Source organism: Psychromonas hadalis ATCC BAA-638 (genome assembly GCF_000420245.1).
Lineage (GTDB): Bacteria > Pseudomonadota > Gammaproteobacteria > Enterobacterales > Psychromonadaceae > Psychromonas > Psychromonas hadalis.
Map to the genome: position 1 here is coordinate 1 of NZ_ATUO01000042.1, position 26,992 is coordinate 26,992.

General features: G+C 38.2%; 26 protein-coding genes. 11 read left to right on the forward strand and 15 right to left on the reverse strand.

The window, feature by feature from the left end:
- Positions 1 to 65: 65 nt before the first annotated feature.
- From tatC to ubiE, 6 genes are all read right to left on the reverse strand, one after another.
- Entirely contained in the window at positions 66 to 851 is a 786-nt protein-coding gene (tatC, locus tag G322_RS0107150; protein ID WP_022941122.1) for a twin-arginine translocase subunit TatC, read from the reverse strand.
- Positions 852 to 1,244: a Sec-independent protein translocase protein TatB gene (tatB, locus tag G322_RS0107155; protein WP_022941123.1), complete on the reverse strand. Its 393-nt coding sequence runs from the start codon at positions 1,242 to 1,244 to the stop codon at positions 852 to 854.
- The gene (tatA, locus tag G322_RS0107160) at positions 1,244 to 1,486 is read right to left on the reverse strand and encodes a Sec-independent protein translocase subunit TatA (RefSeq protein ID WP_022941124.1); all 243 of its coding nucleotides are present in this window, start codon (positions 1,484 to 1,486) and stop codon (positions 1,244 to 1,246) included. The genes tatB and tatA overlap by 1 nt, the downstream gene beginning before the upstream one ends.
- 58 nt (positions 1,487 to 1,544) lie before the next feature.
- On the reverse strand, positions 1,545 to 3,182 hold the full coding sequence (gene ubiB, locus G322_RS0107165; RefSeq protein ID WP_022941125.1) for a ubiquinone biosynthesis regulatory protein kinase UbiB: 1,638 nt from the start codon (positions 3,180 to 3,182) through the stop codon (positions 1,545 to 1,547).
- Between the two features lie 96 nt (positions 3,183 to 3,278).
- Positions 3,279 to 3,893, reverse strand: coding sequence for a ubiquinone biosynthesis accessory factor UbiJ (locus G322_RS0107170; RefSeq protein ID WP_022941126.1), 615 nt, complete (start codon positions 3,891 to 3,893; stop codon positions 3,279 to 3,281).
- An 11-nt stretch (positions 3,894 to 3,904) separates the two neighbouring features.
- Entirely contained in the window at positions 3,905 to 4,660 is a 756-nt protein-coding gene (gene ubiE / locus G322_RS0107175; protein WP_022941127.1) for a bifunctional demethylmenaquinone methyltransferase/2-methoxy-6-polyprenyl-1,4-benzoquinol methylase UbiE, read from the reverse strand.
- A gap of 192 nt (positions 4,661 to 4,852) precedes the next feature.
- On the opposite strand from ubiE, the gene pgi reads away from it, so the two are divergent.
- Entirely contained in the window at positions 4,853 to 6,505 is a 1,653-nt protein-coding gene (gene pgi / locus G322_RS0107180; protein WP_022941128.1) for a glucose-6-phosphate isomerase, read from the forward strand.
- 68 nt (positions 6,506 to 6,573) lie between these two features.
- Here the strand turns inward: pgi and G322_RS0107185 are convergent, their stop codons facing one another.
- Positions 6,574 to 7,284 carry a 3-deoxy-D-manno-octulosonic acid kinase gene (locus tag G322_RS0107185; RefSeq protein WP_022941129.1) on the reverse strand — a complete coding sequence of 237 codons (711 nt, stop codon included), beginning with the start codon at positions 7,282 to 7,284 and terminating at the stop codon, positions 6,574 to 6,576.
- A gap of 4 nt (positions 7,285 to 7,288) precedes the next feature.
- Positions 7,289 to 8,071 carry a glycosyltransferase family 32 protein gene (locus tag G322_RS0107190; protein WP_022941130.1) on the reverse strand — a complete coding sequence of 261 codons (783 nt, stop codon included), beginning with the start codon at positions 8,069 to 8,071 and terminating at the stop codon, positions 7,289 to 7,291.
- 142 nt (positions 8,072 to 8,213) lie between these two features.
- Here G322_RS0107190 and G322_RS0107195 point away from each other — a divergent pair, with 142 nt between their 5' ends.
- From G322_RS0107195 to G322_RS0107205, 3 genes are all read left to right on the forward strand, one after another.
- Positions 8,214 to 10,055: a DUF3413 domain-containing protein gene (locus G322_RS0107195; RefSeq protein ID WP_022941131.1), complete on the forward strand. Its 1,842-nt coding sequence runs from the start codon at positions 8,214 to 8,216 to the stop codon at positions 10,053 to 10,055.
- A 15-nt stretch (positions 10,056 to 10,070) separates the two neighbouring features.
- Positions 10,071 to 11,078, forward strand: coding sequence for a glycosyltransferase family 9 protein (locus G322_RS0107200; RefSeq protein ID WP_028866482.1), 1,008 nt, complete (start codon positions 10,071 to 10,073; stop codon positions 11,076 to 11,078).
- Positions 11,079 to 11,225: 147 nt separating this feature from the next.
- Positions 11,226 to 11,714 (forward strand): acyltransferase, encoded by a 489-nt coding sequence (locus G322_RS0107205; RefSeq protein WP_156873929.1) that lies wholly within the window; start codon positions 11,226 to 11,228, stop codon positions 11,712 to 11,714.
- A gap of 5 nt (positions 11,715 to 11,719) precedes the next feature.
- Here the strand turns inward: G322_RS0107205 and G322_RS0107210 are convergent, their stop codons facing one another.
- The 7 genes from G322_RS0107210 to rfaD form a co-directional block, all read right to left on the reverse strand.
- Positions 11,720 to 12,493, reverse strand: coding sequence for a glycosyltransferase family 2 protein (locus G322_RS0107210; protein WP_022941132.1), 774 nt, complete (start codon positions 12,491 to 12,493; stop codon positions 11,720 to 11,722).
- Complete coding sequence (locus tag G322_RS0107215) at positions 12,490 to 13,536, reverse strand: glycosyltransferase family 9 protein (RefSeq protein WP_022941133.1); 1,047 nt, start codon at positions 13,534 to 13,536, stop codon at positions 12,490 to 12,492. Before G322_RS0107215 ends, G322_RS0107210 begins: the two co-directional genes overlap by 4 nt.
- A gap of 37 nt (positions 13,537 to 13,573) precedes the next feature.
- Positions 13,574 to 14,842, reverse strand: a complete 1,269-nt coding sequence (waaA, locus tag G322_RS0107220) for a lipid IV(A) 3-deoxy-D-manno-octulosonic acid transferase (protein ID WP_022941134.1) — start codon at positions 14,840 to 14,842, stop codon at positions 13,574 to 13,576.
- A gap of 8 nt (positions 14,843 to 14,850) precedes the next feature.
- Entirely contained in the window at positions 14,851 to 16,086 is a 1,236-nt protein-coding gene (locus G322_RS0107225) for an O-antigen ligase family protein (RefSeq protein ID WP_022941135.1), read from the reverse strand.
- Positions 16,086 to 17,129, reverse strand: a complete 1,044-nt coding sequence (waaF, locus tag G322_RS0107230; RefSeq protein ID WP_022941136.1) for a lipopolysaccharide heptosyltransferase II — start codon at positions 17,127 to 17,129, stop codon at positions 16,086 to 16,088. Before waaF ends, G322_RS0107225 begins: the two co-directional genes overlap by 1 nt.
- Before the next feature lie 79 nt (positions 17,130 to 17,208).
- The gene (locus G322_RS0107235) at positions 17,209 to 18,981 is read right to left on the reverse strand and encodes a bifunctional glycosyltransferase family 4 protein/polysaccharide deacetylase (RefSeq protein WP_022941137.1); all 1,773 of its coding nucleotides are present in this window, start codon (positions 18,979 to 18,981) and stop codon (positions 17,209 to 17,211) included.
- 72 nt (positions 18,982 to 19,053) lie between these two features.
- The gene (gene rfaD, locus G322_RS0107240; protein WP_022941138.1) at positions 19,054 to 20,004 is read right to left on the reverse strand and encodes an ADP-glyceromanno-heptose 6-epimerase; all 951 of its coding nucleotides are present in this window, start codon (positions 20,002 to 20,004) and stop codon (positions 19,054 to 19,056) included.
- A 329-nt stretch (positions 20,005 to 20,333) separates the two neighbouring features.
- Between rfaD and glpE the strand changes: the two genes are divergently transcribed.
- From glpE to G322_RS0107280, 7 genes are all read left to right on the forward strand, one after another.
- Positions 20,334 to 20,645, forward strand: coding sequence for a thiosulfate sulfurtransferase GlpE (glpE, locus tag G322_RS0107250; protein ID WP_022941140.1), 312 nt, complete (start codon positions 20,334 to 20,336; stop codon positions 20,643 to 20,645).
- 12 nt (positions 20,646 to 20,657) lie between these two features.
- Complete coding sequence (locus G322_RS0107255; RefSeq protein ID WP_022941141.1) at positions 20,658 to 21,008, forward strand: DUF6572 domain-containing protein; 351 nt, start codon at positions 20,658 to 20,660, stop codon at positions 21,006 to 21,008.
- Between the two features lie 175 nt (positions 21,009 to 21,183).
- A complete protein-coding gene (gene hfq / locus G322_RS0107260; RefSeq protein WP_022941142.1) occupies positions 21,184 to 21,411 on the forward strand; it encodes an RNA chaperone Hfq in 228 nt (75 codons plus the stop codon).
- A gap of 114 nt (positions 21,412 to 21,525) precedes the next feature.
- Positions 21,526 to 22,821, forward strand: coding sequence for a ribosome rescue GTPase HflX (gene hflX / locus G322_RS0107265; protein WP_022941143.1), 1,296 nt, complete (start codon positions 21,526 to 21,528; stop codon positions 22,819 to 22,821).
- 201 nt (positions 22,822 to 23,022) lie between these two features.
- Positions 23,023 to 24,195, forward strand: coding sequence for an FtsH protease activity modulator HflK (gene hflK, locus G322_RS0107270; protein WP_028866486.1), 1,173 nt, complete (start codon positions 23,023 to 23,025; stop codon positions 24,193 to 24,195).
- Positions 24,195 to 25,061: a protease modulator HflC gene (hflC, locus tag G322_RS0107275; RefSeq protein WP_022941145.1), complete on the forward strand. Its 867-nt coding sequence runs from the start codon at positions 24,195 to 24,197 to the stop codon at positions 25,059 to 25,061. The genes hflK and hflC overlap by 1 nt, the downstream gene beginning before the upstream one ends.
- A gap of 151 nt (positions 25,062 to 25,212) precedes the next feature.
- Positions 25,213 to 26,526, forward strand: coding sequence for an adenylosuccinate synthase (locus tag G322_RS0107280; protein WP_022941146.1), 1,314 nt, complete (start codon positions 25,213 to 25,215; stop codon positions 26,524 to 26,526).
- Positions 26,527 to 26,992: the final 466 nt, after the last annotated feature.

The window sequence follows — 26,992 nt, forward strand, 5'->3', positions numbered from 1 at the left end:
AGGCTTTTTGAAAACAATTTAGCGCAAGTTATTGTGTAACGCAGTGGCGTTTATCTTTCTTTTTATTATTCTTCTTCTGGCTCTTCTTTTGGCACATAAAAGCGTGCAAACAGTAAACCTATCTCAAACAAAATCAACATTGGTATCGCAAGCAGTGTTTGTGAAATGACATCGGGTGGTGTTAATAACATGCCAAAAATAAACGCGCCAACCACAATGTAAGGACGTTTCTGTTTTAGTTTTTCTGGGGTCGTTGCGCCTGTCCAACACAGAAGTAGTGTGGCGATGGGGATCTCAAAGGCGAGTCCAAAGGCAAAAAATAGTTTTAAAACAAAATCTAAATAGCTACTGATGTCGGTGGCAATAATGACGCCTTCTGGGGCAGTACTGGTGAAAAATGAGAATGCCAATGGAAACACTACAAAATAAGCGAACGCCATACCAAGATAGAAGAGAAATGCACTGCTGATAACTAGAGGGGCAATTAACTTACGCTCATGTTTGTATAAGCCTGGGGCGATAAATGCCCATACTTGATGCAAGATAGCGGGAATCGCAATAAAAACAGAGATCACGATGGTTAATTTTATGGGCGTGAAGAACGGTGTTGCCACACCCGTTGCAATCATACTCGAACCTTCGGGTAACTGGCTGGTGAGTGGGATGGCAAGGTAGTGGTAAATATCATTAGCAAAATAAACCAAGCTTAAAAACAGTACCATCACCACGGCAATCACGCGTAATAAACGATCACGTAGTTCTAATAGGTGGGTGATCAGTGGCAGGTTGTGCTGTGTTTTTTTACTGCTATCTTCTGTACTGATCTCTGCTTGTTGGTCACTTTCGTTCATCTATTTTTTATCCTGTAACTTGTTACCCTGTAAATCGGTACTGCTATCACTCTCTTTTTCGGGGCTGATCTTTAATGATTGTTGCAGATCTTCAACCTCTGATTTGTAAGGGTTAACTAGCTCTTGTGCGCTTTTTTTCATCTCTTCAATCGTTTTTTTAAGATCGGGATCGAGGCTGTCTAAGCCATCTTTGCTGGCTTTGATCATGTTTTCATTCATCTCATGCAGTTTCAGCTCTTGTGAAATCTCTGATTTAACAGAATTTGCGATGCTTTTAGCGCTATTCACCCATTTCATTACGCTACGAATAGCGATGGGTAATCGTTCGGGGCCGAGTACTACAAGGCCAATAATGGAGATAAGCGTCATCTCCCAGAAACCGATATCAAACATTACGCTTGGTCTTTCTCTTTGACTTTTTCTGCGTTATTTTCGCTAGAAAAAGAGGCATCTTTTTGACTTTCTATTTTTTCATCGGATTTTTCAGAAGGTTTTTCTTCCTCTTTAATTGCTTTTTTAAAGCCTTTTATTGCACCGCCTAAATCACCGCCGATGCCACGTAGCTTTTTAGTGCCAAACAGTAAAATAACAATCACTGCGATGATAACTAACTGCCAAATGCTGATGCCGCCCATAATTTTGTTCCTAATATTTAATAATGTTAAAATTGTAACTGCTTTATACCAAACTTTTTTAACGATTGGTATGATGCCACGCAAGGAACCACGCTAAAAGTGCAGGAATGCCTGCAATGAGGGTTAAATCTTGATCTGTCTGCAGATAAGCAAGCGCAGAAATTAATGTTAACGTAACACCAATACCAATATAAAAGTAACTTTTACTGTTACTTTTTTGTTGTTGGTTGAGTGATTCAATTAACATTTTTTGCTGTTTTTGTAACGATTTACCATTCGCTAAATTGTGATAAATCAACTCTGGCAGGTCGGGTAGTTTCTCTAACCAAAACGGGGCTTTTTGCTGTAATTTTTTCATTAACGTTTTGGGGCTGACTTGATCGCGCATCCAATTTTCCAAAAACGGTTTTGCCGTATCCCAAAGGTCGAGCTGCGGATAAAGCTGGCGACCTAACCCCTCAATATAGAGCAGTGTCTTTTGTAATAAAACTAACTGGGGTTGCACCTTCATATTATAACGACGCGCCGTATTAAATAGATTAATTAATACGGTCGCAAAGGAGATCTCCGAAAGAGGTTTTTCAAAAATAGGCTCACACACGGCGCGAATAGCAAACTCGAACTCTTCCACTGGGGTATCTTCAGGCACCCAGCCAGAATCGATGTGTAGCTGTGCCACTTGGCGATAATCACGATTAAAAAAGGCTAAGAAATTTTCTGCTAAATAACGTTTATCTTCATTGTTGAGTGTGCCCATAATGCCGCAATCAATGCCTATCCAGAGAGGATCTTCTGGGTGTTCGTAAGAGACAAATACGTTTCCCGGATGCATATCTGCATGGAAAAAACTATCGCGGAAAACTTGGGTGAAAAAGGTTTCTACACCACGCTCTGCAAGCAGTTTAAAATCGGTACCTTGTGCTTTTAGTGCCTCAATGTCAGAAACGGGAATACCATAAATACGCTCCATCACTAAAACATTTTTGGTGCAATAGTCAGAATAGATCTCTGGCACGTAGAGCAGTTTAGAGTCTAAAAAATTACGTCTAAGCTGAATGGCATTTGCGCCTTCTCGCATTAAGTCTAACTCGTCAAGAATGGTTTTTTCATACTCATAAACCACCTCAACAGGGCGTAGACGATCAGCCTCTTTTAGGAAACGTTGCATCAATGAAGCCAGCCATTTCATCAGTTGAATATCAGCTTCAATGGTTTTTTCTATCTCGGGGCGAATCACTTTTATGACGACTTCGCGATTATCTTCACGCAGAGTTGCAGTGTGTACTTGTGCGATAGAAGCGGAGGCGAGGGCGGTTACTTCAAAATTTTCAAATAGTTCATCAATGGTTTTACCTAATGATGCTTCAATTTGCTTAATAGCAAGTTCACCACAAAAGGGGGGGACGTTATCTTGCAGGTGTGCTAATTGATCGGCATAAATTGGGGGAAGAAGATCGCGCCTTGTTGAAAGCATCTGTCCGAGTTTAATATAGATAGGTCCCAGTGATTGTAGGCTCAAACGCAGTCGCTCAGGGAGAGGTGTTTTTTTATGTTTAGTGCGAATCCAAAATAACATAAAACGCATTAGCGTGTAGCTAAAAGGGCGATGCTTATGCGGCAACAACTCAATTAAACCATATTCGATAATGGTTTTGTTGATGCGATATAAACGCGAGAGTTCTTTAAGTTTTATCATTAATTATCCTGCATAAACTGTACTGCAAAGTGAGAGTCTTGGAAGTAGAGTGTTCGCTCTGCATCTTTTGTGTCTGTGAAAGTTAAACCGGCGAAGCTAAAGCTTCACTTCCAAAAACTTTTGCTCTAACGCTTGTATCTGCTTTTCAATATCACTGACTTGGTCACAAAAATGAGCGACCTCTAAAGGGCCAGGGGCGAGTTTTAACTCTTCAGTGATAATTTCAGTAAGCTGTTTTTGTGCTTTATTATGTTGTTTACAAAACTGTTTATTAAGCTGTTTAATATGGTAAACCAACTTATGTGCAACCAAGTCGCCCACTTTGTTGGAAAGGTGATCCTCCCAGTCGATATCCATCTCAGTGAGTAATAAAGCAAATTGCTGAACGACTTTAATGTCGCCATTAACTTCTAATTGGCCACTTTTAATTAAGTTAGTGAGCTGATGGTTATCTTGTAGATCAATTAACGCTAAAAAGTTAAGGCGAATAAAACAATCAGCTTGCCCCTCATATTGACCTAAAATATCAATCTGTTGCTGACTAATCACAAAATAGAGGGGTTTATCGATCTCTTTTAATGCAACACCAATAATAGTGCCATCAAGCGCTTTACGTTTCTGTTTGGCGCTACTATCAAGTTGATGTAACTTATTAAGCGCAGTTTCTACAAAAGCACATACAAGGTTGTCTAATGGCGTAACGTTTGACATAGTTTACTCGCTTAGTACTTGTAACCACGATGCAGGGCAACAATGCCAGCACTTAAATTGAAAAACTCTGTGCCTTCAAAACCGACATCGTTCATCATCTCTTTGAGCGTTTCTTGGTTAGGATGCATACGAATACTTTCTGCCAAATATTGATAGCTTTCGCTATCATTCGCAATTAATTTACCCAGCTTAGGTAAAATGTTAAATGAGTAAAAATCGTAAAACTTGCTGACGGGTTTATAAATAGGTTTTGAGAACTCTAATACCAATAAGCGTCCACCCGGTTTTAATACACGATAGATAGAGGCCAGTGCTTTATCTTTATCGGTGACGTTACGCAAACCAAACGCGATAGTGACTAAATCAAAGTAATTGTCAGGGAAAGGTAGTTCTTCGGCATTGGCTTGCACATATTCAATATTTCCTTCAAGGCCTAAATCGCGCAGTTTACTACGACCCACTTTAAGCATGGAATCATTGATATCGGCTAAAACGACTTGTCCTGTTTTGCCAACGATACGTGAAAATTTAGCGGTTAAGTCACCCGTACCACCGGCTAAATCGAGTGCTTTTTGTCCTTTTCTGATACCTGAACAATCGATAGTGAAGCGTTTCCAAATACGGTGGATTCCCAGCGACAATACATCATTCATCACATCATATTTGGCTGCAACAGAGTGAAAAACCTCTGCAACTAATTCAACTTTTTTATCTTCTTCAACCGTTTTGAAGCCAAAATGGGTGGTGTTTTCTTGTATCTCGCTCATGGAAATCTCTTTTTTAAATATGTATCTGAATAAGTACGCATAATAGCAATTTTTTAACAGAAGATCGAAAGCTTGATCAATGTTACTTTTTGTTACAGCAAATCAATAAAAGAGAACGTAAAATTGATAGATTAAAGATGATTTTTTTGTAAAATGAACGAATAATTTATAAACTTAAAATATGGGAATAACATGCTGAAAAATATTAACCCTACTCAAACAAATGCTTGGTCTAAGCTACAAACTTTATTTAATGAAAATACTGAACTGCAACTATCCTCGTTGTTTGCTGAAAACACACAACGCTTTGAACAGTTTTCGCGTCAATTCAATCATGATCTTCTCGTTGATTTCTCTAAAAACTTAATTACTGAGGAAATTTTTGCAACGTTGCTGAAACTTGCTGATGAAGTTGATTTAAGCAGTGCCATTAAAACGCAGTTTGCAGGTGAAACCATTAATGTCACTGAAAATCGTGCCGTATTACATACCGCGTTACGTAACCGCAGTAATACTCCCGTGATTGTTGATGGTAAAGACATCATGCCACAAATTAATAAAGTACTGGCGCAGATGAAAGCATTCTGTAGCAAAGTCCATTCTGGTGAGTGGAAAGGTTACACAGGCAAAGCGATTACCGACATCGTTAATATTGGTATCGGTGGCTCTGATTTGGGGCCTTATATGGTGACAGAAGCGTTAGGCGCTTATAAAGTTGAAGGTATTGAAACGCATTTTGTATCCAATGTAGATGCAACACATATTGTAGAGACACTTGCGAAGGTTGATCCGGAAACAACGCTGTTTTTAATCGCATCAAAAACATTTACCACTCAAGAAACAATGACCAATGCACACAGTGCGCGTGATTGGTTCTTGAGCTTTGCAAAAGATGAAAAACATGTCGCAAAACATTTTGCGGCGCTGTCAACCAATGCGACGTCAGTTTCTGAGTTTGGTATTGATGTTGAAAATATGTTTGAATTTTGGGATTGGGTGGGCGGTCGTTATTCAATTTGGTCTGCAATCGGTTTATCTATCGCACTAACAGTTGGTTATGATAATTTTGAAGCACTGCTTGAAGGTGCACACGAGATGGATAAGCATTTCGCCGAAACCGAGTTTAAAGATAATATTCCAGTGATTCTAGCGTTAATCGGTATCTGGTATAACAATTTTTATGGTGCAGAATCAGAAGCAATTTTACCATACGATCAATATATGCATCGTTTTCCTGCTTATTTCCAACAGGGTAATATGGAATCAAACGGTAAAAATGTAGATCGAAATGGCGAGATTATCGATTATCAAACAGGCCCAATTATTTGGGGCGAACCGGGCACTAACGGTCAACATGCGTTTTATCAGCTGATTCACCAAGGTACAAAATTAATTCCATGTGACTTTATCGCGCCAGCACAAAGCCATAACCCAGTGGGAGATCATCATGAAAAACTGCTCTCTAACTTCTTCGCACAAACGCAAGCGTTAGCATTTGGTAAAACAAAACAGCAAGTAGAAGCGGAATTTATCGCAGCGGGTAAAACATTAGAGGAAGTAAAACACCTTGTTCCTTTTAAAGTATTTACAGGTAACAAACCGACTAACTCAATTTTGGTGAGTAAGATCACGCCTAAAACATTGGGGCAACTGATTGCGATGTATGAACAGAAAATCTTCGCGCAAGGCATTATCTGGAACGTGTTTAGCTTTGATCAATGGGGTGTTGAACTCGGTAAACAGCTTGCTGGACAAATTTTACCTGCACTTAATAGCGATGATAAAGTGGAAGCGCATGATAGCTCTACTAATGGGTTAATTAATGCATGGAAGGCCTGGAAATAAGGTTTTTCTTATTAAAATAAAAAACCGCTTAAGTGCGGTTTTTTTGTTTTTAAAACTTTTAGGTTGCCTTATTGTTCTGCTTGTTGATAACCGTTAAGTAGATGTTGCCAGTCTATTTCGTTCCATAATATACCTACTTTAGCGGATTCTTTAAGAAATGAACGTTTTAATCGCTGTAGATTTTTCTGCTGATAATGGCGAGAGGATTGAATTGCACATTTATCAAAGTCGATAATCCAAATTTTTAAGTGTTTATCAATTAAAATGTTATGGATATTTAGATCGCTATGGTTGACCTGTGCATTGTGCATTTTTTTTATTTCTACGCCTATCGCTCGGTAGATGTTTTTGTTTATCGTCTCTTTTTTTAAAATAGTCACTAAGTCTTGTGCATCTTTTATTTTTTCAGTGATTAAATCGGCTTGATAACAAAAAATACGTTTAGTGGCAATCGCTGCAATTGGCCGAGGCACATGCACACCTTGGTTAATTAAATGTGTGAGCAAGGTAAATTCTTGTAAACTGCGTGTATTTTGCCAATTCAAAAAGAGGTAGTGATCGTGTACTAACTTGGCAAACAATCCTCCTCTGTGATAATGACGCAACGCTCCTTGAAGCTTATCAAGTTGCACAAACCAAGTCGTACCCCGCCCTTGTGCTGAGCCAATGATTGCGTTATTTTCTTGCCAAAATTGCTGAGAAAAGTGGGCAACGTTTATCTGCCTAATCAGCGTGGGATCATAATAGATCTGATACTTTTCTGTTTTCAAAACGTGCATTAAATTATTTCTTTTTTAATAAATCAGCGGGTTTTTTATGTGTCCATTTTGAGCCGGGTTTATCAATGTATTGAAAATGTTCATTGGTAAAGCTACCTTGAATACACGTTTCGCGGTGAGAACGAGAAATAACATTTTTATCTTTGAGTACCTCGATTAATACACCTGGGCCGGTCATGTTAAATACACCATCTTTAACATCTCTTGCTTTGATGTTGGCAATAATAATATCAATAACTTGTTTTAAATCTTCATTTTTAGGTGCAGTAGCAATAAAATAGTTAGTAAATTCACTGTTATTTTTTACTTTCAGATAAACTGCATCATCATATTTCCCGAGCATTTTTGATAGTGGCCAAACAAAGTTTGCATCAATATCAATATAAATCCCACCCTCATGATACAGCACGATTAAACGCCAAAGGTCTGCTTGTGCCGCACCATCTGTCAATAATTTGAAATTTTCAAAAACCTCTTGAGAGCAGTTTTTTTGTATATAGAGTAAACGCTTTTCAGTACTTACATAACGGTATTCATAATCGAGAGACATTAAACGATTAAACAGATAGTTAAGATAAACAGGTAACGTCGAACGGTTTGAATAATTAGTTTGCCATATTTTTTTAGGAATTTTATGACCACTGTTACAATTTATTTTGGCTTTTGAATATTCAGGAATAACAAAGCGTTTTTGAGGGAATAAAAAATGAAAAGGGTAAGATAGCACCTTACAAATGTTACCAATAATTTTACTTAGGCGATTGCTAATAAAGATAAAAGGATTCATGTCGTTCTCAATTTCAATAGGGTGCGTATTGGAGGGCAGTATAGTACAATCGCTTTTAAATAAATATCTCTTATGATGGTTCAAAATATAGAGTCGTTTCTGTTGTTTTGATTTATCGCACATTAAAACAAGGTTACCCTTTATGAATTTTAAAAAAAAAATCCATGCTTATGGCTGGTTTGTTTTGTGCAATTCACTACTTGCAATGTTAATATCTCTTCGTTATTTTTCATTTTTACCTGAGTTGCCCAGCTCTTTTTTACCTTGGATTTTTCTTATTAGTTCTACTTTCTCACAAATGAGTTTACTCGTAGCTATTTTTTCAGTTTTATTTATTCCCCTACTTTTTTTGCCGAAATTACCAAGAAATATTCTATTAGCAACTATCGCATCATCAGGGATTGCACTCTTATTTATTGATACCGCAGTTTTTGCTTTATACCGTTTCCATATTAATGTAGTTGTCTTGGATCTTGTGCTTGCAGGACAGGTTGTTACCTTCCCGTTATCGGTATGGGCAATGGTTGTTTTTGGCGTGATTGTAGCTCTGGTCTGTGAGTTTTTATTGATCCGTTGGCTTGAAAGCGAACCACGTTTAGTGAAAAAAAAGTTGGGTAGAAAATTTACTTCATTAGTTGTTATCACTGCGCTATTAAGTAATGGCATTCATATTTGGGCATCCGCTTATGTGTATCAACCTATTACCGTTTTAAAACAGTATCTTCCTGTTTTTTATCCGATGACGGCAAATGGCTTGATGAGAAAAAATGGCTGGGTTGATGAAGAGGGGATTGCACGCCAAAAAGCGATGCAAATAAAAGTAAAAAGCAACTTAAACTATCCGCTCAATTCTATTCAAACTACATTAACAGACAAACCTAAAGATATTCTTATTATTATGATTGACGCATGGCGACAAGATGCTTTCTCACCACAAATAACACCTAACATGTGGGAAATTGCAAAATCTAAAAATGCGGCTATTTTAAAAAATCATATCTCAACAGGTAATGCGACAAGAGCTGGTGTCTTTGGCTTTTTTAATGGTATTCCAAGTAGTTATTGGCATAGTTTCCTTGCCAATAATCAACCTTCTCTTTTGATAGAGCAACTACAAGCACTCGATTACGAGTTGGGGATATTTACAGCTGCTCGTCTTGAAAAACCAGAATTTAATAAGACGATATTTAGTAATGTAAAAAATCTAAGGATGGGTTCTGATGGCGAGAGAGCATACCAATTAGATGAAGATCTAACACAGGACTGGATGACTTGGAATAGAGAAAGAGATAGCTCAAAGCCAGCATTTTCATTTCTGTTTTATGACTCTGTACATGGTTTTGACTTCCCTGATGACTACCCGCATAAATTCACCCCTATGTGGTCTAAGGTTAATCACTTTGAACTGAACAATGAAACGGATCCAAGCCTTTATTTTAATCTGTATAAAAATAGTGTTAATTATGTTGATAGTGTTGTTAAAAGAGTTTTTGATGAGCTAGAAAAAAAGGGAACGCTCGATAATACTTTAGTCATTATCACCAGTGATCATGGTGAAGAAATGAACGACAACAAACTAAACTACTGGGGGCATAACGGTAACTTTACTGATGCTCAAGTTAAAGTGCCATTTATCGTATTTGGTCCAAATTTTGATAAAGATAAATTTAACTGGAAGAGTAAAACAGTAACAAGTCACATGGATTTACTTCCTACTCTAATGAAAAACTACCTTGGTGTGAGCAATCCAATTACTGATTACTCTTTAGGAGCCGACCTTTTAGGGGAGGAAGTAAAAAGGGAGTGGGTACTTTCTGCAAAATACAGTGGTTATGCAATTATTACCGATGAAACAATATTAGAAGTAAAAACAAGTGGTGATTATATCTTTATGGATAAGCGTAATAGAGAGTTAAAAGACCATCCTGTAAATTATGAACATATTAAACAAGCACTTGAACAGATGAGTTATTTTCAATATTAATGGGAAGGATCGGTTGTGAAAATATTAGTAGTTCGTAATGATAAAATTGGTGATTTCATGTTGGCATGGCCAAGTTTTGCGATGCTTAAGCAAAGCTTACCTCATATACAAATTGATGCACTCGTTCCTGCCTATACCAAGCCTTTAGCTGAGCTTTGTCCGTGGATAGATAATGTAATTATTGATAGTGCAAAAAAAGAAGATCAGACATCTTTAGTCGCGACTATTAAAGCGCAACATTATAGTGATTACATCTGCCTTTTTTCAACAACACGTAATGCGTTATTAGGGTATCGCTCAAAAATACCTTACCGGTTAGCACCCGCAACAAAGTTAGCGCAGTTTCTTTTTACTGCTCGTTTAAAACAGCGTCGGTCACAATCTGCCAAACCAGAATCAGAATATAATTTAGATTTGATTCGCCACTATTTACAGCATAAAAAAGTGTCTGTTATTGAAGTCAAAGCTCCTTTTTTAACGGTAGATAAAGAGGTTCAAAAACAATTTAAAAAAGGGCTGTATTGCTCTTTTTCTAACAATATTAAGAAACTTTGTTTTGTCCATGCGGGCAGTGGTGGCAGTGCTAATAATTTATCGCTTGATCAATATGCACAATTAATTAATTTAATCAGTAAGGCGCATCCAGAGTTTGGTTTTGTATTAACCGCAGGCCCGAGTGAAGAAGCGCAAGCAAAAGAGTTACAGCAGTTACTTGAAACGCAAGTAGAAAGCCATCTTTATCAATCGACACAAGGGTTAGTCTCTTTTGCGCAAACAATAAGCTGTGCTGATCTGTTTATTGCAGGATCAACAGGGCCACTGCATATTGCAGGGGCGTGTGATGTGCCCACGGTGGGGTTCTTTCCTGCAAAGCGTAGTGCCACTCCCTTGCGCTGGAAACCTTTAAACAGCGAAAAAAGGCATATTGCATTTACACCGCAAACGGGTGGGAAAGTTCAAGACGATATGCAGATGATAGATATAGATGAAATTAAGCAGAAGCTATTGGCGTTTTTATCGTGAAAAATATTTTTATATTTACTTGGATTACCAACATCGATCATTGTTAATTTTTATTTATGCCGTTTTCAAGATGCCATTAAATTACCGATAATTGTTTCGAGTCGTACCAAATTAAGCTCTCTGTCTGGAAAGGTAACTTTTGGAAAAGTGAGAACGGGAATTGTGCGTATTGGTTTTGGTAGTGTGGAGACTTATGATTACCGCTATCAGAGAACGATTATTTCAGGTTCATTTTATGGCAAAGCAAAAATTGGTTTTGGTTCTCGATTATCTGTTGATGGGGAGTTAAATGTGGGTCATAACTTTCACATATCAGCGGCGAGTACCGTTATTTGTCGGAAAAATATAACTATTGGAGAGAACTGTTTGATAGGTTGGGAAAGTTTGATCACAGATTCCGATCTGCATCCTATTTTTAATTTACAAAAAGAAAGAATTAATATTGATCAAGCGGTTACGATTGGTGATCACTGCTGGATAGGCGCTAAAGCTTCAATTTTGAAAGGTGCTTTTGTTGCTAATAATAATGTCTTTGCATTAGGTAGTATTGTGACAGGGAAGCATGAGCAAGAAAATACCATTATCGCCGGCAATCCAGCCAAAGTGATTAAAAAAAATATCATTTGGCAAGAATAAGAGTCTTATTTATATCTTGAATCGTGCTCTCTTATCCACAAATCTGCGTATTTAATGAATGCTGAATGTGAAGATAAAAGTGCAATTAAGAAACCTTGCTTGCCGTCTAAGAAGCCTTTTTTTAACAGATACATTTTTAAAAAGCAGCCAATACCGTGCAAAATAGCTTGGCTAAGGGTTGCTTTTTTTCCTCGTTGCTGCTTACCATCCGCCCATGCTTTGCCATAACTTGCAGACTTTACTAAGTAGTTATTCATATCACGATAAGAGTAATGAAATAGATCACCTTCAAGTTTTTTTACGGTGATTTTTTTATCATAAACCACTTTTTCATGTACTAGTGCATCGTTATAATTAGCCAATGATTTAGGATAAACCCGAACAATTTTATCAACCCAGCCAGAATGCTTCAAGAAACGCCCAAACACCCATGTTTTACGGGTAATTTGAAAAACATGGTGACTGTTTTCTTGGTTGATCTGCTGTTTTATTGATTCTTGTAGTTCAGGAGAAACCACTTCATCAGCATCTATGGCTAAAATCCATTTTTTACTGGCATATTGTTGTGCCAGTTGCTTTTGTTTACCAAAGCCTTGCCAGTTGGGATGAGAGTGAAATTTAGCGTTATATTCAAGTGCAATCTCTTGGGTTTTATCACTACTTCCAGAGTCCACAATAATGATTTCATCGACCCAAGTCAGAGAATCTAAACAGCTTGCTAAATTAGCTTGCTCATTTTTGGTGATAATAATGGCACTGATACTATTGTCAGACATCATTTTTTCTCCTGAGTGATGGTATTAAATTTATTGATCACCAAGGTGATGGTTATTTTCTGCATTGCATGTTCATCTTTAACACGTATTCGCCAAGATAGTTCCGATATTTTTTTGCCTGTTTGTTTCTCAATGAGTTGCTCATAAACACTCACTACATTCTTTAACTGAGTATAAGGGCCGGTGCGCTTGGGGTTATGATGGGCATATAAACCAATGACAGGAGTATTGACCATCGTTGCCATGTGTGTCGGACCCGTGTCAGGGGCAAGTAAGATATCCGCCTCTTTGATAAATGCCACTAATTCGATAAGTGATGTTTTTCCTACTAGATTCGTGATGCCTTGTTGAGCATTTTTCATGATCTCAGTTGCAAGTTGCTGTTCAACGGAGGTGGGCGCGCCACAAATAAGCACTTGAAAGCCTTTTTTTATGGCGTGATTTGCTAATGCCACATAACCTTCAACTGTCCAGTTTTTATAGGCTTTACTTGCCGCCGGGCAGATAATAAAAGTAGGCTTGTTATTGATTTGTTTACGTGCTTTTTCTGTTGCTTCTGGTGGAATATTTAATTTCCAGCTAACTTTTAAATCATTGATACCGAGCTTCTTTGCAAAGGCCATAAAACCATCTAATACATGGGATGAATCACTTTTTTCTATTTTTTGATTACAGAATAGCCATTGTCCATCTTTGGCTCTTTCTTTATCAAAACCAATTTTTATAGGGGCTGTGATCATGAGGCTTACTAAGCTTGATCGTAATGCCGCTTGCATGTGCAATAAAACATCAAAGCGGTGGTCTTTTAGTTTTCTTCTTAATTCAATGTAAGCACTAACGCCCTGTTTTTTATCAAAGCTAATGATTTCAATATTATTGATGTGCTGCAATAGTTGCGCTTCTAACTTACCGGTGACCCAGGTTATTTTTGTAGTTGGCCATTGTCGTTGAATAGCTTGCACGGCTGCAATGGCATGACATACGTCACCAATTGCACTTAAACGTAAGATACAAATGGATTTTGGCGCTGAGTTAAACAGTGGCATAAAAGGCCTATTTAGAGAAAATTATAAAATAATATATTCAAATAAATTTGAATAAGTGTTGTATTGAACCTTGTATTGAGCCTCTATTGTCTGCGACAACTTGCAGTGCCATTTTACCCTGATTTTTTTGTAATGGACTATTTTGTAAAAGAAGTTGTAACTTTAAAGCAATATCATTTTTATTTAAACAAATCGAACAGGCTTTTACTGCGATTAATTTTTCAGTTATCTCTTTGAAATTGTAATAACTTGGCCCCGTTAAAATAGGTTTAGATAATGCAGCAGGCTCTAATACATTATGTCCTCCCACTTTATTACCAATTAAACTACCAGCCATAAAGCAAACATCACTGGCACTGATCAAGGTTAACATTTCGCCCATTGTATCTGCTAGATACACTTCAACGGTTGATAATATGGGGGATTGGCTACGACGAGAGATGCTATTAAAGCCTTGCTGAATGGCAAGTTGTAAAACACCTTTAAATCGTTCTGGGTGTCTTGGCACGATAATTAAAAGTGCGTTGGGCATGCTCATTAACAATTGTTTATGGGCGTGGAGAATTTGCTCATCTTCACCTTGGTGGGTGCTGGCGGCTATCCAAACAGGGCGTGCTGTGCCTATTTTTTTTCTTAATTCATCACCCTGCTTAATGATGTTATCCGATATATTGATATCGAATTTAATGGAGCCTGTAATATGTATTGTCTGCGTTTTAATGCCAAGTTGCATAAAACGATCTGCATCTTCTTGTGTTTGGCATAATAATAAACTGATGTTTTTAGAAAGCAGATTAAATATCCATTGTATTTTTTGGTAACGTAAAAATGATCGCTCTGAAAGGCGTGCATTAATAATAGTGATAGGAATATTATGTTGAGCAGCTAAGGCAAGGGTATTTGGCCATAATTCCGTTTCCATAATAATGAGTTGCTGCGGCTTGATAACCTTAATAAATTTTTTTACTGCAAAACTAAAATCAAGTGGCATATAACGGTGTTCAACAAGAGAGCCCAATTTAGCAGCTTGCTCTGCACCTGTGCTGGTGGTCGTGGTCAGTACAATATTAAGTGTTGGATGTTGTTTTTTTAATTGTTTAATGAAAGGTGTTGAAGCTAAAACTTCTCCGACAGAAACTGCATGGAACCAGAGAGGGGGCTTTGGATCTTTTAATGGTGGCGTAAAGCCAAAGTGTTCTTTCCAACGCTTTCCAACGGCTGGTTTGCCCTCTTTTTTTTTATATAACGAATATAAAAATAAAGGAGAGGTAATTACTAAAAGAGCTGAGTAAAATGTACGTATCATTATTTACCCTATTGGCTTGTTTTTTTGTGGAAATACATTGCGAGAGGTAGTAACAACGCTTGCACAAACGCATAAAAAGTACTAATGGAATTAGCTTGTAATAACACTTCTGTTAATCCGTAAATGCAAATGCCCGTAGTAAAAATAAATCCATTTAATGCGTAGATATTATTTTTGTTTTTGGAAAAAAGTCGATAATAATAAGCTAATGGTAAAAAGAGGTACAGCAATAAGGCAGTGATTCCTAACAAGCCTGCACTCGCGAGTATTTCAAAGTATTGGCTATGTGCGTGCCCTCTTGATGCAAGTATGACACTATTTTTATATTCACCACTGTTGTATAACTGCTGATTTATCGCTTCACGCTCACGGTAGCTTTTTCCAATTAGTGGGCTTTCTTTAAATGCTTCGATTGCGCCTACCCATAATTGTATTCTGCCACCGGATGAAGTCGCTTTTACGGTATCTCCTTTTAAAATTTGTTTTATCTCATAAACAGTATAATCAGCTCGTTGTTTTATTTTGGAATTAGTTTGATAAGCCAATATTGCTACTGCGCCGACTATCAGAATGAATAAGCTGACTTTAAAAACGGTTAGCTTATCTTTATATAACAAAAAGAGAGTCAAAATAAGTAACAGAGGAATGGCAATAATGGCACCTCTTGTTAACGTTAGCAGGGTTGCAATAATGGCACAGGCAAAGCCAATTAAATTGAGTGTTTTATAGTTAGAATGACGGAAGAATACCAAACCTAAAAACGCCAATGCACAAGCGAGATAAGCAAAGTTGATACTGAACAAAAAGCCATCGACTCTTTCCATTTTTAATATTTGAGTTTGATAAATCGCGATGCATAATGCCCCCATTGAACCGACGATAATACCCAGTTCAGTGACTTTCTTTATCGACTCTAATTTAATTTCTTCTGTGCTTAATTGCAAACGTAATAGCAAATAGATAGGAATAGATAAAATAAAGCGCAAAGGAGCATCAAGGTAACGTATGGTTTCTCCATCGAGCAATGTTGTTGGTATAAATGCGATTAAATAACTACAACTTGCTCCAATCACAATCCAGTCAATGGTTATTAAATGTATTTTTTCTTTTTTAGAAACCAATAAATAAAGAGAAAAAATTGACAGAATGGCAATGACGATAACGTTAAAATTAGGCGTTGCGAGCAATAATGCAAAGGCCAAAAAAATAGCAGTATAAATACAGATTGAAATTTTATTGTTCATTATTTTTTCTCTAAAAAAGCCGTTAACTCATCCAATATAACCTGAGGTTGTAATTTATTTAAGCAATCCAAATGTTGATATTGACACTCTCGTTTAAAGCAAGGTTGGCATTCAATCCCTGTTTTGACGATGGCGACCTTATCGGTGAGTGGTGGTGTATAACGAGGTGAGCTTGAACCATAAATGGCCACCAAATTACAACCAACAGCGGCAGCAACATGCATTAACCCTGAATCATTACTAACAACCGTATGGCAACAAGAGAGTAACTCAACCGCTTCATTGAGGTTGGTCGTACTTGCTAAGTTGTGGATGAGATGTTGTTTATCTTTGTCTATCATTGCCACTATTTTATCAGTGACCGCTTTGTCTTTAGCTGAGCCAAATAACCAAACTTGTTTGTTTTGTGCGACTAAGTGTTGAGCGACGGTTGCGTAATGTTGTTCTGGCCAGCGTTTTGAGGGGCCAAATTCAGCACCTGGGCAAAGCCCGATAATCGTTGGTTCAAGGTTAAGTGAAAATTTCTTTAGTACTATTTCGCGTTGTTTTTTATCGATTTCTAAGTGAGGGCGTGGCAAGGTATTAATTTCACCCAAACAGCCACTGCCTGTCATCTCTGATTTAGGATAGGCAAGTGCAACATAACGCTCAACCATATATTGAAATACTTTTCTATCGGGGCGTAGGTCGTTTAACAATCCGTAACGCATCTCACCTTTCCAGCCAGTGCGTTGAGGTATTTTTGCGAAGAAAGGAATAAGTGCAGATTTTGCTGAGTTAGGTAAAATATAAGCATGATCGTAATGTGCTTGGCGTAATTCTTTGCCTATTTGATAACGTGTTTTAAGATCGAACTGACCGTGACCTAGTGGCATTTCAATCGCTTGATTGATCTCTGGCATTTTTTCTAATATTGCTTTACACCAAGCCGGTGCAAGTGCATCAATAGTTGCATTCGGGTAGCGTTTTTTAAGGCTCATATAGAGTGATTGTGACATCACCATATCACCAACCCAAGCGGGAGAAATGATCAGTATTTTCAATGTATTAACTCCGTTAAACAGGTAAGATAACTCAGTCGCAATCTATTTCTCAATGTCAGCATGATATATTTAAACATGTCTATTTTACTTTTCTAAACAGGTAATTGCCACGTATTTTTCGCCACAATCCAAACACATCGGTGCGAGGAAAAATAGCGATACGGCGAATTTGATATCTATCTTGGTGCATTAACAATGGACCACTGTTAGTGGCTACCGCAAATTTAAAGCCCAGTTTTTTGCAAATATCTTTTGATGCTTGATTATGTTGACCATAAGGATAAGCGAAGGAGAGCAGTTTTTTACCCAGAAGTGTTTCTAGTTGTTGTTTGTTTTCTGCAATTTCATATTGTTGTTCAACGTCGCTCAATTTATCGAGCATCGGATGAGATAGCGTATGACCACCAATTTCTACATGTCCTGAATTACTGAGTTGTTTTAATTCATCAGGAGACATAAGTGCTACCGACTTTTCAGGATTACTGGCGTTTTCTACATCCCAGCGGTTAAATTTCTCACCTGTAACCGCATAAACAACCGCTTTGAAATCGTATTTTTTTAACAGGGGTAACATCAGTTCAAGGTTGTCTTTATAACCATCGTCTACGGTAATAATAATAAAGCGTTTATTAGTTTGTAGACGATGAATAAACCCTTTTTCTTGTAAATCAGAAAAGGTGAGAGTTTCAAAATTAAGGCGCTTGAGTAATTTAAAATGTTTCTCTAACATTTTTACATCAAGGTAAGTACCATGCACCCCTTTTTCTGAATCATCTTTGATAAAACGATGGTACATGATAATAGGAATTTCTCGTTGTTTTTTGGCGATGTAACAATCTTGATAATGTTCTTCAAGTTGGCTGACAATCATGTCTAAATCATAATTTTCTTTGACAATGTTGGTGACTTCTACGGAGCAATTTGTTTGCTGTAATGTTTGCTCGATTGCTAACTTGATGAGAGAGAAGTCGATATTCATGCCTTTTTGACTGGCATTAATATCACCAAAATTACTTGCCATTGCTTGATCAATGTTAGCGATCGTTAATTCACCGAGTGCATCCGCTTCACCAATAGCAAAAGTGGGACGACCCGATAACAGTGATTCCATTGCAACGCGACCTGCGCCAATCACAAGATCGGATTGTGCGATGAGATCCTGCACTTGATGGCTATAACCTGTGAATTCTACTTTATCTTTAAATTGTGCAAAACGCTGATCGGGTGTTGTGCCACTGATAATACGCACGTGATATTGTTCAAGATCGATGCATTGATTTAATAGTTGGTAACAAACATCTCCTTTAGGGCCACTTAGTCGTCCAATAATAGAGATGATTTTTTTATCGTTTTTCGGTGCGACGGTCATCTTGAAATCATCACAAATAATACCGTTACGCAGCACCACGGTGTTTTTTTGATTAACACCTAAATCATTACAAATTTGTGTCTGGATCGCTTCACAAACACAAATGGCTAAATCACCCATCGCATTAAATTTTTTACTAGAACGATGTGCCGGTTGACGACCATGAACGGTAACGATTAACGGGATTTTACAAAATTTAGCGGCAAAATGACAACTCCAAGCGGATGCGCGTGAATGTGCTTGAATCAATTGAATGTGATGTTTTTTAATTAAATAGCAGAGGTAAATAACATGAAATAAGCGTCTGAAGATACTACGTTTGTTAAAGCGAAGCTTAAAGAATTCACCTTGGTGCGCTTTGGTTAAGGTATCTGACACATAATACAGTTGATGTCCGCGGGCACTTAGTTTGTCGCCTACGGTGGTCGCATAAACTTCTGCGCCAGTGACTTCAAGTTGTGAAAGAGCCATTAGTATATTCATGTTTTTCTCTGTGGAATGTTAGATTGAGATTAATGCCATCATAAATATTAGTGATGGCAAAATAAGAGGATATTATTGATTAAGGATTGCCATGTACTCCGCCGTACCCTCTGCAACCGAAGTAAACTCTCCCTTATAACCCGCCGCTCTTAAATTAGTTAAATCAGCTTCGGTGAAAGATTGGTAATGCCCTTTTAGATGCTCTGGAAAAGCGATGCGTTCAATCTCTGCATGAGTGCCTTTGTTTTCATTGTGGTATTTAACTACCGCTTTACCTACTTCCAAAAATGATTGTGCTTGGCCTGTGCCTAAGTTAAAAATGCCTGAAACGTTATTATCGAAGAACCATAGGTTTACTTTGCAAACATCACCGACATAAACGAAATCACGTTTATGTTCACCTTCAAACAGTTTGGCATTTTCACCTGCATTAAGTTGGTTGTTCAGATGAAAAGCAACACTGGCCATACGGCCTTTATGCTGTTCGCGTGGGCCGTAAACATTGAAATAACGGAAACCTGTAATTTGTGGTAGTGTTTCATCATGTGCTTTTGCGTCGATCCAAAGGCGGCGAACATAGTTATCAAACTGTTGTTTTGAGTAACCGTAAACATTCAGTGCGCCTTCAAATTCAGGTGATTCTTTAAAGGTATTATTACCGCCATATGTGGCTGCGGATGAAGCGTACAAGAAAGGGATATCACGGTCGATACAGTAATGAAGGAGATCTTTTGAGTATTCATAATTATTTTCCATCATGAACTTGCCATCCCATTCAGTGGTGGCTGAGCAAGCACCTTCGTGGAAAATTGCTTCTACATCACCAAATTCTTGACCTGATACTATTTGTGTAATGAACTCATCTTTGTCCATATAATCTAAGATTTGTAGGTCGACTAAATTAACAAATTTAGTGCCATCAGTGAGATCATCAACCACTAAAATATCGGTAATACCGCGATCGTTTAACGATTTTACGATATTACTACCAATGAAACCTGCACCGCCAGTGACTATGAACATGTTTATTACCTTAATTTAGAATAGTTAATTAATGCGAGATTATACCAAGGGAATGAATGAAGTTTGCAAGTATTGCGCAGGAAAAATTCGCACTAACAAGGCGTGAGTTGCAGGAGATAGTTGTTCTCACTTCAAAACTCACAACGCAGGTAGGGATAATTTTAACAAGCAAGACGGTAAACCTTTTTAATTCCTTTAGTATTGTACGGCTTGCTCAGTGTAAAACACTAATAGTTTTACACGCATTAAGTTAAAAGTTGTTAAAGATTGGCAAACTTTGTTAAATTAGCCAACTTAACTTTTTCGGGTTAAATTTAAAGGAAAAATAGATGGCAACATTTCAACGGATTGATGTTCATGGTGCGAAGCAGTATTTAGCAAAGGATAATGTAAGGCTGGTGGATATCCGTGATGAAAATTCTTATGAAACGGATCATGTCGAAGGGGCTTTTCACCTTACCAATGAAACTCTTACACAGTTTGTAAAAGAGGTGTCTTTTGATCATACAGTGCTGGTTTTGTGTTACCACGGCAATTCAAGTAAAGGTGTTGCACAATATTTATGTGATCAAGGTTATCAGCATGTTTTTAGTGTTGATGGTGGCTTTGAACGTTGGAAAATTGAGCATTTTGATGAATAGGGAGTTAATATAATGAGTGTTGTTGATACCGATAGCATTGATGCGATGGGATTAGATAAACAGGCTAAACGGCTGTTTTTGACTATTATTGACCCGTTAGTTTGGGATAATAAAAATGTGCATCTTTTTACCCTGCAAGAGAAAATAAATACTTATTTACATTTCATCGAATCAGGTGAATTGTTGAAAGCGATGCCTGATAGTGAGGGCTGTGATATTGCTATTGAACTAGTGTTAAAGCATATGCCCAGTGATGAGGCGATTACTTTTTTTGATAACACCATGCAGATTTTATTTGATAAAGAGATTGTTTTTGTTTTTGGCCCGAATAAAGACACGGGTTACGTGGAACAATTATCTTAACTTCAATATAAAGTAGCACCTTGTTTTTAATGTCGAGTAACGCATTAATTTAGATAAATTTAGATAAAGTGTTATTGATCAAAAAATCAACATTCAAATAGGTTTTTATTTAAGCATTGTTTATACTGGTTTAGCTTAATTTTAATAATAAAAATAAAAATAGTAGGAAAAAACAATGGCTAAAGGACAATCATTACAAGACCCATTTTTGAATACACTGCGTAAAGAGCGTATTCCTGTTGCAATCTATTTAGTAAATGGCATTAAGCTTCAAGGGCAAATTGAGTCCTTTGACCAGTTTGTTATTCTACTGAAAAATAACGTTAGCCAGATGGTTTATAAGCATGCCATTTCAACGGTTGTGCCTGCGCGCGCGGTGCCAACTATCGCACATGTTGAGTAGTTAACGGGTTATTTAAATACTTTCATGGCTTGCTTTTTAGTAAGCCATTTTTTTATCTAAAATTTAAACGACTATGGTAGGATTATCTCTTTTCCATTTTGGAGCATTATTTAATTGTTTGATCGTTATGAAGCCGGTGAACAGGCTATTTTAGTTCATGTTTCTTTTTCTGATGATGAAAAAAAAGAAGATCTCGACGAGCTTAAATTGTTGGTAAGTTCAGCGGGTGTAGAAACGCTTGGCATTGTCACAGGTCCTCGTAAAGTGCCCCATGCACGTTATTTTGTGGGCAGTGGAAAAGCACAAGAAATTGCAGATGCGGTGCAAACCCTGTGTGCAGATGTGGTTATTTTTAACCATTCCCTTTCACCTGCACAGCAACGAAATTTAGAAGCACTCTGTCAATGTTTAGTGTTAGACAGAACGGCGCTTATTTTAGATATTTTTGCACAACGTGCGCGTACCTATGAGGGTAAGTTGCAGGTTGAACTTGCGCAGTTGCGTTTTATGTCAACGCGCCTTATTCGTGGCTGGACTCACCTTGATAAGCAAAAAGGCGGAGTGGGCATGCGTGGTCCGGGTGAAACGCAGCTTGAAAGCGATAGACGTTTATTAAGTGCACGGATCACTGCTATTAAAGGGCGTTTGGCTAAAGTGGCTAAGCAACGTGACCAAGGTCGTCGTGCCCGTCAACGTGCAGAAGTACCAACCGTTTCTTTGGTTGGGTATACCAATGCGGGAAAATCTACGCTATTTAATCAGATAACCAATGCAGGCGTTTATGCTGCCGATCAGCTTTTTGCAACGCTTGATCCTACTCTTCGTCAAATTGAGATAGAAGATGTGGGTAACTGTATATTGGCCGATACCGTGGGATTTGTTCGCCACCTTCCCCATGATTTAGTGGCTGCCTTTAAAGCGACGTTACAAGAAACGCGTGAAGCAACATTGCTATTGCATATTGTTGATTGCTCTGATGAAAATTACCGCGACAATATTGATGCGGTACAAAAAGTGTTAATCGATATTGATGCTGGTGAAGTGCCACAGTTAACCATCATGAATAAAATTGATGCACTTGATGATGTCGTCCCTCATATTGATGTTGACGATGAAGGTAAACCGATACGTGTATGGTTATCAGCACAAACAGGTGAGGGCGTTGCACTACTCTTTGAAGCCTTAACCGCACATTTATCAGGGAAAATTCGTGATCTGCAACTTATTTTGCCTCCTGCACAAGGGAAGTTACGTGCTGCTTTTTATCAACTGAACTGTATTGAAAGTGAGCGCTACGCAGAAAATGGCGATTGTTTATTAGCTATTCGTATCAATAATGTCGACCTATCGCGTTTACGAAAACAGTTCGATGGCGCGCTTGAAGCGTGTTTAGAGATCGTTACACAATAACTTGCGCTAAATTGTTTTCAAAAAACCTGAAATGACGGGTTATTTTGAAAACAAAAGCGCAAGTAATTTTGAAGCCGATCTTTAGTTGACAACAAATATTAACATAATATGTCATAGTAGCTTTATTCTTGTTAAGATCATTGCTACATTAATGTTATTAATAATTCTATCACTTAAATATCGAGGGCTAAAATGGCTTGGATGGCTTGGAACGAACCGGGAAAAGACGATAAGAAAGATCAAGACCCGTGGCAAAACAGCGGTAAAAAGAAAGATCAGGGACCACCTGATCTCGATGTTGTTTTTCAAAAAATATCAGATTTAATCGGAGGTTTGTTTGGCAAAAAAACATCTTCTGGTAGCAGTGACAAAAAGGGTGGTGGTAAGTTTATTGCTATTATTGTTGCTGTTCTATTAGCGGTTGTTTGGTTTTTTAGTGGTATTTATACCATTAACGAATCGGATCGTGGTGTGGTATTGCGCTTTGGCGCTTATCATACGCAAGTAGAGCCTGGCCTGCATTGGAACCCTAAATTTATTGATAAGATTATTCCTGTCAATGTAGAAGCGTTCCGTACTATGCCGACAACAGGTTTCATGCTCACGGAAGATGAAAATATTGTTCGCGTAGCGATGGAGGTGCAGTATCGTATTATTGCCCCTGAAAAATACCTATTTAGCGTGACCGATGCAGACAACAGTTTATTGCAGGCGCTAGACAGTGCGCTGCGTTTTGTTATTGGTCATTCAACTATGGATGATGCATTAACAACCGGTCGTGAAGTGGTACGTCAAGAAACATGGGAGATGCTCGATAAGATCATCGAACCCTATAATCTGGGCATTGAGATTGTCGATGTGAATCTACAACAAACACGTCCACCTGAACAGGTCAAAGCCGCTTTTGATGATGCCATTGCAGCACAAGAAGATGAAGAGCGTTTTGTACGTGAAGCGGAAGCTTATCAGCGGTCAAAAGAGCCGATTGCACGTGGTCAAGTGAAACGTATCGAGCTACAAGCACAAGCATACAGTGAAGGTATCGTTTTAAAAGCACAGGGTGAAGTCGCACGTTTTAACAAGTTGCTTCCTGAATATAAAGCGAATCCTGAAGTCACACGCCAACGTATCTATATTGAAACCATGGAAACCGTGTTGAGTAACACGTCTAAAGTGCTTATTGATAATAAAGCAGGTGGAAATTTAACTTTCTTACCACTGGATAAGTTAATGAATAAACAGGCAACCAAGCCACAAAGTACTTCTTCATCGGAGATTGAAATACGCTCACGCGCAGATGAAAAAACAGATCAAGATGAACGAGCGACAACGAGTGCGCGATTCTCTAGTCGTAGCAGTGGGAGAGACTACTAATGAATAAATTATTAATTTTACCAATCGTACTATTTTTAGCCTTTATCAGTAGTGCATTTGTGGTTAATGAAGGGCAAAGCGGTATCGTGATGCAGTTCAGCAAAGTGAAACGTGATGCAGAAGGGAAACCTGTGGTTTACCCTGCAGGATTACATTTTAAAGTGCCGATGATCGATACTGTGCGTATCATGGATACACGTATCCAAACGCTGGATGATCCAGCAGATCGTTTTGTGACGTCTGAGAAGAAAGACTTAATTATTGATTCTTACGTAAAATGGCAGATTGATGATCTGGCGATTTATTATCTGGCAACGGGTGGTAATAAGATGCAAGCAGAAGCGCTGCTAAAACGTAAAATCAATAATGGACTGCGTAGTGAAATTGGTTCGCATACCATTAAAGATATCGTTTCTGGTAAACGTGGTGAAGTGATGGAAACCGCATTGAAACGCATGGCTCGCTCATCTGAGTTAGGCATTAAAGTGATTGATGTGCGTATCAAGAAGATCAACCTTCCTGATGAGGTCAGCAGCAGTATCTACAAACGTATGCGTGCTGAGCGTCAAGCAGTAGCGAAAGAGCATCGTTCTCAAGGTCAGGAAAAATCAGAGATTATCCGCGCTAATATCGACCGTAAAGTATCGATTATGCTAGCAAGAGCGAATAAAGAATCGTTAGAAGTGCGTGGTGATGGTGATGCGATCTCTTCTAAGATTTATGCTGACTCTTATTCACAAGACACAGAGTTTTTTGCTTTCTTACGAAGTATGGAAGCTTACGAAAAAAGCTTTTCTGGTAAAGATGATGTGATGGTCTTAAGTCCTGATTCTGAATTCTTTAAGTACATGAATAGTAAAGATTAATCTGTAATATATTGACTGAAAAGAGCGATTTATCGCTCTTTTTTTTCGTCTGAAATTCAAAGTAAATGCGATTTTCACATAAAAGAGATTGATCAAGGCAATTAATGTTTGCTAAAATCCCTGCTTAATTCGCTAGAGATATGTGATTCTGATGGGAAAAAACGTAGTAATTCTTGGCACTCAATGGGGTGACGAAGGTAAAGGTAAGGTCGTAGACCTTCTTACAGACAAAGCGCAATGGGTAGTTCGTTATCAAGGCGGACACAATGCGGGTCATACACTTGTAATTGATGGAGAGAAAACAGTTCTTCATCTGATTCCATCAGGCATCCTACGTGAAAACGTAAAATGTGTTATCGGTAATGGGGTGGTATTAGCGCCTGATGCCTTGTTCACAGAGATGAACATGCTAACGGAGAAAGGTGTTCCTGCTAAAGAACGTTTGTTCATTAGTGAAGGTTGTCCGCTTATTCTTCCTTACCATGTTGCACTTGATGTGGCACGTGAAAAAGCGCGTGGCAATAAAGCAATTGGTACAACAGGTCGTGGTATCGGTCCTGCGTACGAAGATAAAGTTTCTCGTCGTGGTTTACGCGTTGATGATCTGTTCAACATGGAAACATTTGCCGTGAAACTAAAAGAAGTTATGGAATACCATAACTTCCAATTAGAAAACTATTACAAAGTTGAGCCGGTGAGCTATGACGATGTATTAGCACAGATGATAGAAGTCGCACCGCTATTAATTAGCATGGTGATTGATGTTACTGATGAATTAGATAAAGCACGTCGTCGTGGCGACAATATCTTGTTTGAAGGTGCACAAGGCACACTGCTTGATATCGACCATGGTACATACCCTTATGTAACCTCTTCAAATACAACTGCGGGTGGCGTGGCGACCGGTAGTGGTTTTGGTCCAACGCATCTTGACTATGTATTAGGTATTGTAAAAGCGTATACCACACGTGTGGGCTCAGGTCCTTTCCCAACAGAGCTTTATGACGGTGTTGATAAACTTGATGAAGCAGGTAAACATTTAGGCACAGTAGGCCATGAGTTTGGCGCTACAACGGGTCGTTTACGTCGTACCGGTTGGTTTGATGCCGTTGCCATTAAACGTGCGGTACAGCTTAACAGTATCACTGGTTTCTGTTTAACCAAGCTTGATGTATTAGATGGCCTGAAAGAGATCAAAATCTGTATTGGCTATACAATGCCGGGCGGTAAAGTGGTTGATGTACCACCGATGTCTGCTGATGGTTATGAAGTCGCTGTACCTGTTTATGAAACTATGCCGGGTTGGGATGAGATTTCATTTGGTGTTACTTCATACGATGCACTACCAGAGAACGCGAAAGCATACATTAAACGTTTAGAAGAACTTACTGGTGTACCAATGGATATTATTTCTACTGGTCCTGATCGTAACGAAACAATGATTCAAGTGAATCCATTCGATTAAGTTAAACGCTAAGAAATGATTTTTAAGCCCCTATCATGGAAACATGATAGGGGCTTTTTTTTAACTTTTAGAAAGTGTGGGGAATATACAAAAAATGAAGGACTATAATCCCGCTTGTCTGTCTGTTTGTTGTGCAGGGCAAACGGGTTTAAAACAAACAGAATGAGTTTGCTTTCTGGTCAGTTGTTAATTCAAGCATCAAAAGGCAGGACTAAAGTCCCACTTCCGATGAATAATTAGCTTACTTTTGGGAAGTGGGACTTTAGTCCTGCATGTTTTCATTTATATAAATAGAGACTAATTCCTTCAATCAAGAAAAATCACTGGATTGGTGGTTAACTGTACTTAACTTGTATTATTTAAACCCGTTTTCCCTGGTTTGTTGTGATTAGCTTTTTCTATCTGCTGCGATATGTGCAAGGCTAATTAATGCTTGTTTGTATTCACTTTCAGGTAAAATAGCGAG

What these genes read in the sequence shown, in the direction of transcription:
- tatC (WP_022941122.1), bottom strand. Translation starts at nt 851, where the DNA reads ATGAACGAAAGTGACCAACAAGCAGAGATCAGTACAGAAGATAGCAGT.
- tatB (WP_022941123.1), bottom strand. Translation starts at nt 1,244, where the DNA reads ATGTTTGATATCGGTTTCTGGGAGATGACGCTTATCTCCATTATTGGC.
- tatA (WP_022941124.1), bottom strand. Translation starts at nt 1,486, where the DNA reads ATGGGCGGCATCAGCATTTGGCAGTTAGTTATCATCGCAGTGATTGTT.
- ubiB (WP_022941125.1), bottom strand. Translation starts at nt 3,182, where the DNA reads ATGATAAAACTTAAAGAACTCTCGCGTTTATATCGCATCAACAAAACC.
- G322_RS0107170 (WP_022941126.1), bottom strand. Translation starts at nt 3,893, where the DNA reads ATGTCAAACGTTACGCCATTAGACAACCTTGTATGTGCTTTTGTAGAA.
- ubiE (WP_022941127.1), bottom strand. Translation starts at nt 4,660, where the DNA reads ATGAGCGAGATACAAGAAAACACCACCCATTTTGGCTTCAAAACGGTT.
- pgi (WP_022941128.1), top strand. Translation starts at nt 4,853, where the DNA reads ATGCTGAAAAATATTAACCCTACTCAAACAAATGCTTGGTCTAAGCTA.
- G322_RS0107185 (WP_022941129.1), bottom strand. Translation starts at nt 7,284, where the DNA reads ATGCACGTTTTGAAAACAGAAAAGTATCAGATCTATTATGATCCCACG.
- G322_RS0107190 (WP_022941130.1), bottom strand. Translation starts at nt 8,071, where the DNA reads ATGAATCCTTTTATCTTTATTAGCAATCGCCTAAGTAAAATTATTGGT.
- G322_RS0107195 (WP_022941131.1), top strand. Translation starts at nt 8,214, where the DNA reads ATGAATTTTAAAAAAAAAATCCATGCTTATGGCTGGTTTGTTTTGTGC.
- G322_RS0107210 (WP_022941132.1), bottom strand. Translation starts at nt 12,493, where the DNA reads ATGATGTCTGACAATAGTATCAGTGCCATTATTATCACCAAAAATGAG.
- G322_RS0107215 (WP_022941133.1), bottom strand. Translation starts at nt 13,536, where the DNA reads ATGCCACTGTTTAACTCAGCGCCAAAATCCATTTGTATCTTACGTTTA.
- waaA (WP_022941134.1), bottom strand. Translation starts at nt 14,842, where the DNA reads ATGATACGTACATTTTACTCAGCTCTTTTAGTAATTACCTCTCCTTTA.
- G322_RS0107225 (WP_022941135.1), bottom strand. Translation starts at nt 16,086, where the DNA reads ATGAACAATAAAATTTCAATCTGTATTTATACTGCTATTTTTTTGGCC.
- G322_RS0107235 (WP_022941137.1), bottom strand. Translation starts at nt 18,981, where the DNA reads ATGAATATACTAATGGCTCTTTCACAACTTGAAGTCACTGGCGCAGAA.
- rfaD (WP_022941138.1), bottom strand. Translation starts at nt 20,004, where the DNA reads ATGTTCATAGTCACTGGCGGTGCAGGTTTCATTGGTAGTAATATCGTA.
- glpE (WP_022941140.1), top strand. Translation starts at nt 20,334, where the DNA reads ATGGCAACATTTCAACGGATTGATGTTCATGGTGCGAAGCAGTATTTA.
- G322_RS0107255 (WP_022941141.1), top strand. Translation starts at nt 20,658, where the DNA reads ATGAGTGTTGTTGATACCGATAGCATTGATGCGATGGGATTAGATAAA.
- hfq (WP_022941142.1), top strand. Translation starts at nt 21,184, where the DNA reads ATGGCTAAAGGACAATCATTACAAGACCCATTTTTGAATACACTGCGT.
- hflK (WP_028866486.1), top strand. Translation starts at nt 23,023, where the DNA reads ATGGCTTGGAACGAACCGGGAAAAGACGATAAGAAAGATCAAGACCCG.
- hflC (WP_022941145.1), top strand. Translation starts at nt 24,195, where the DNA reads ATGAATAAATTATTAATTTTACCAATCGTACTATTTTTAGCCTTTATC.
- G322_RS0107280 (WP_022941146.1), top strand. Translation starts at nt 25,213, where the DNA reads ATGGGAAAAAACGTAGTAATTCTTGGCACTCAATGGGGTGACGAAGGT.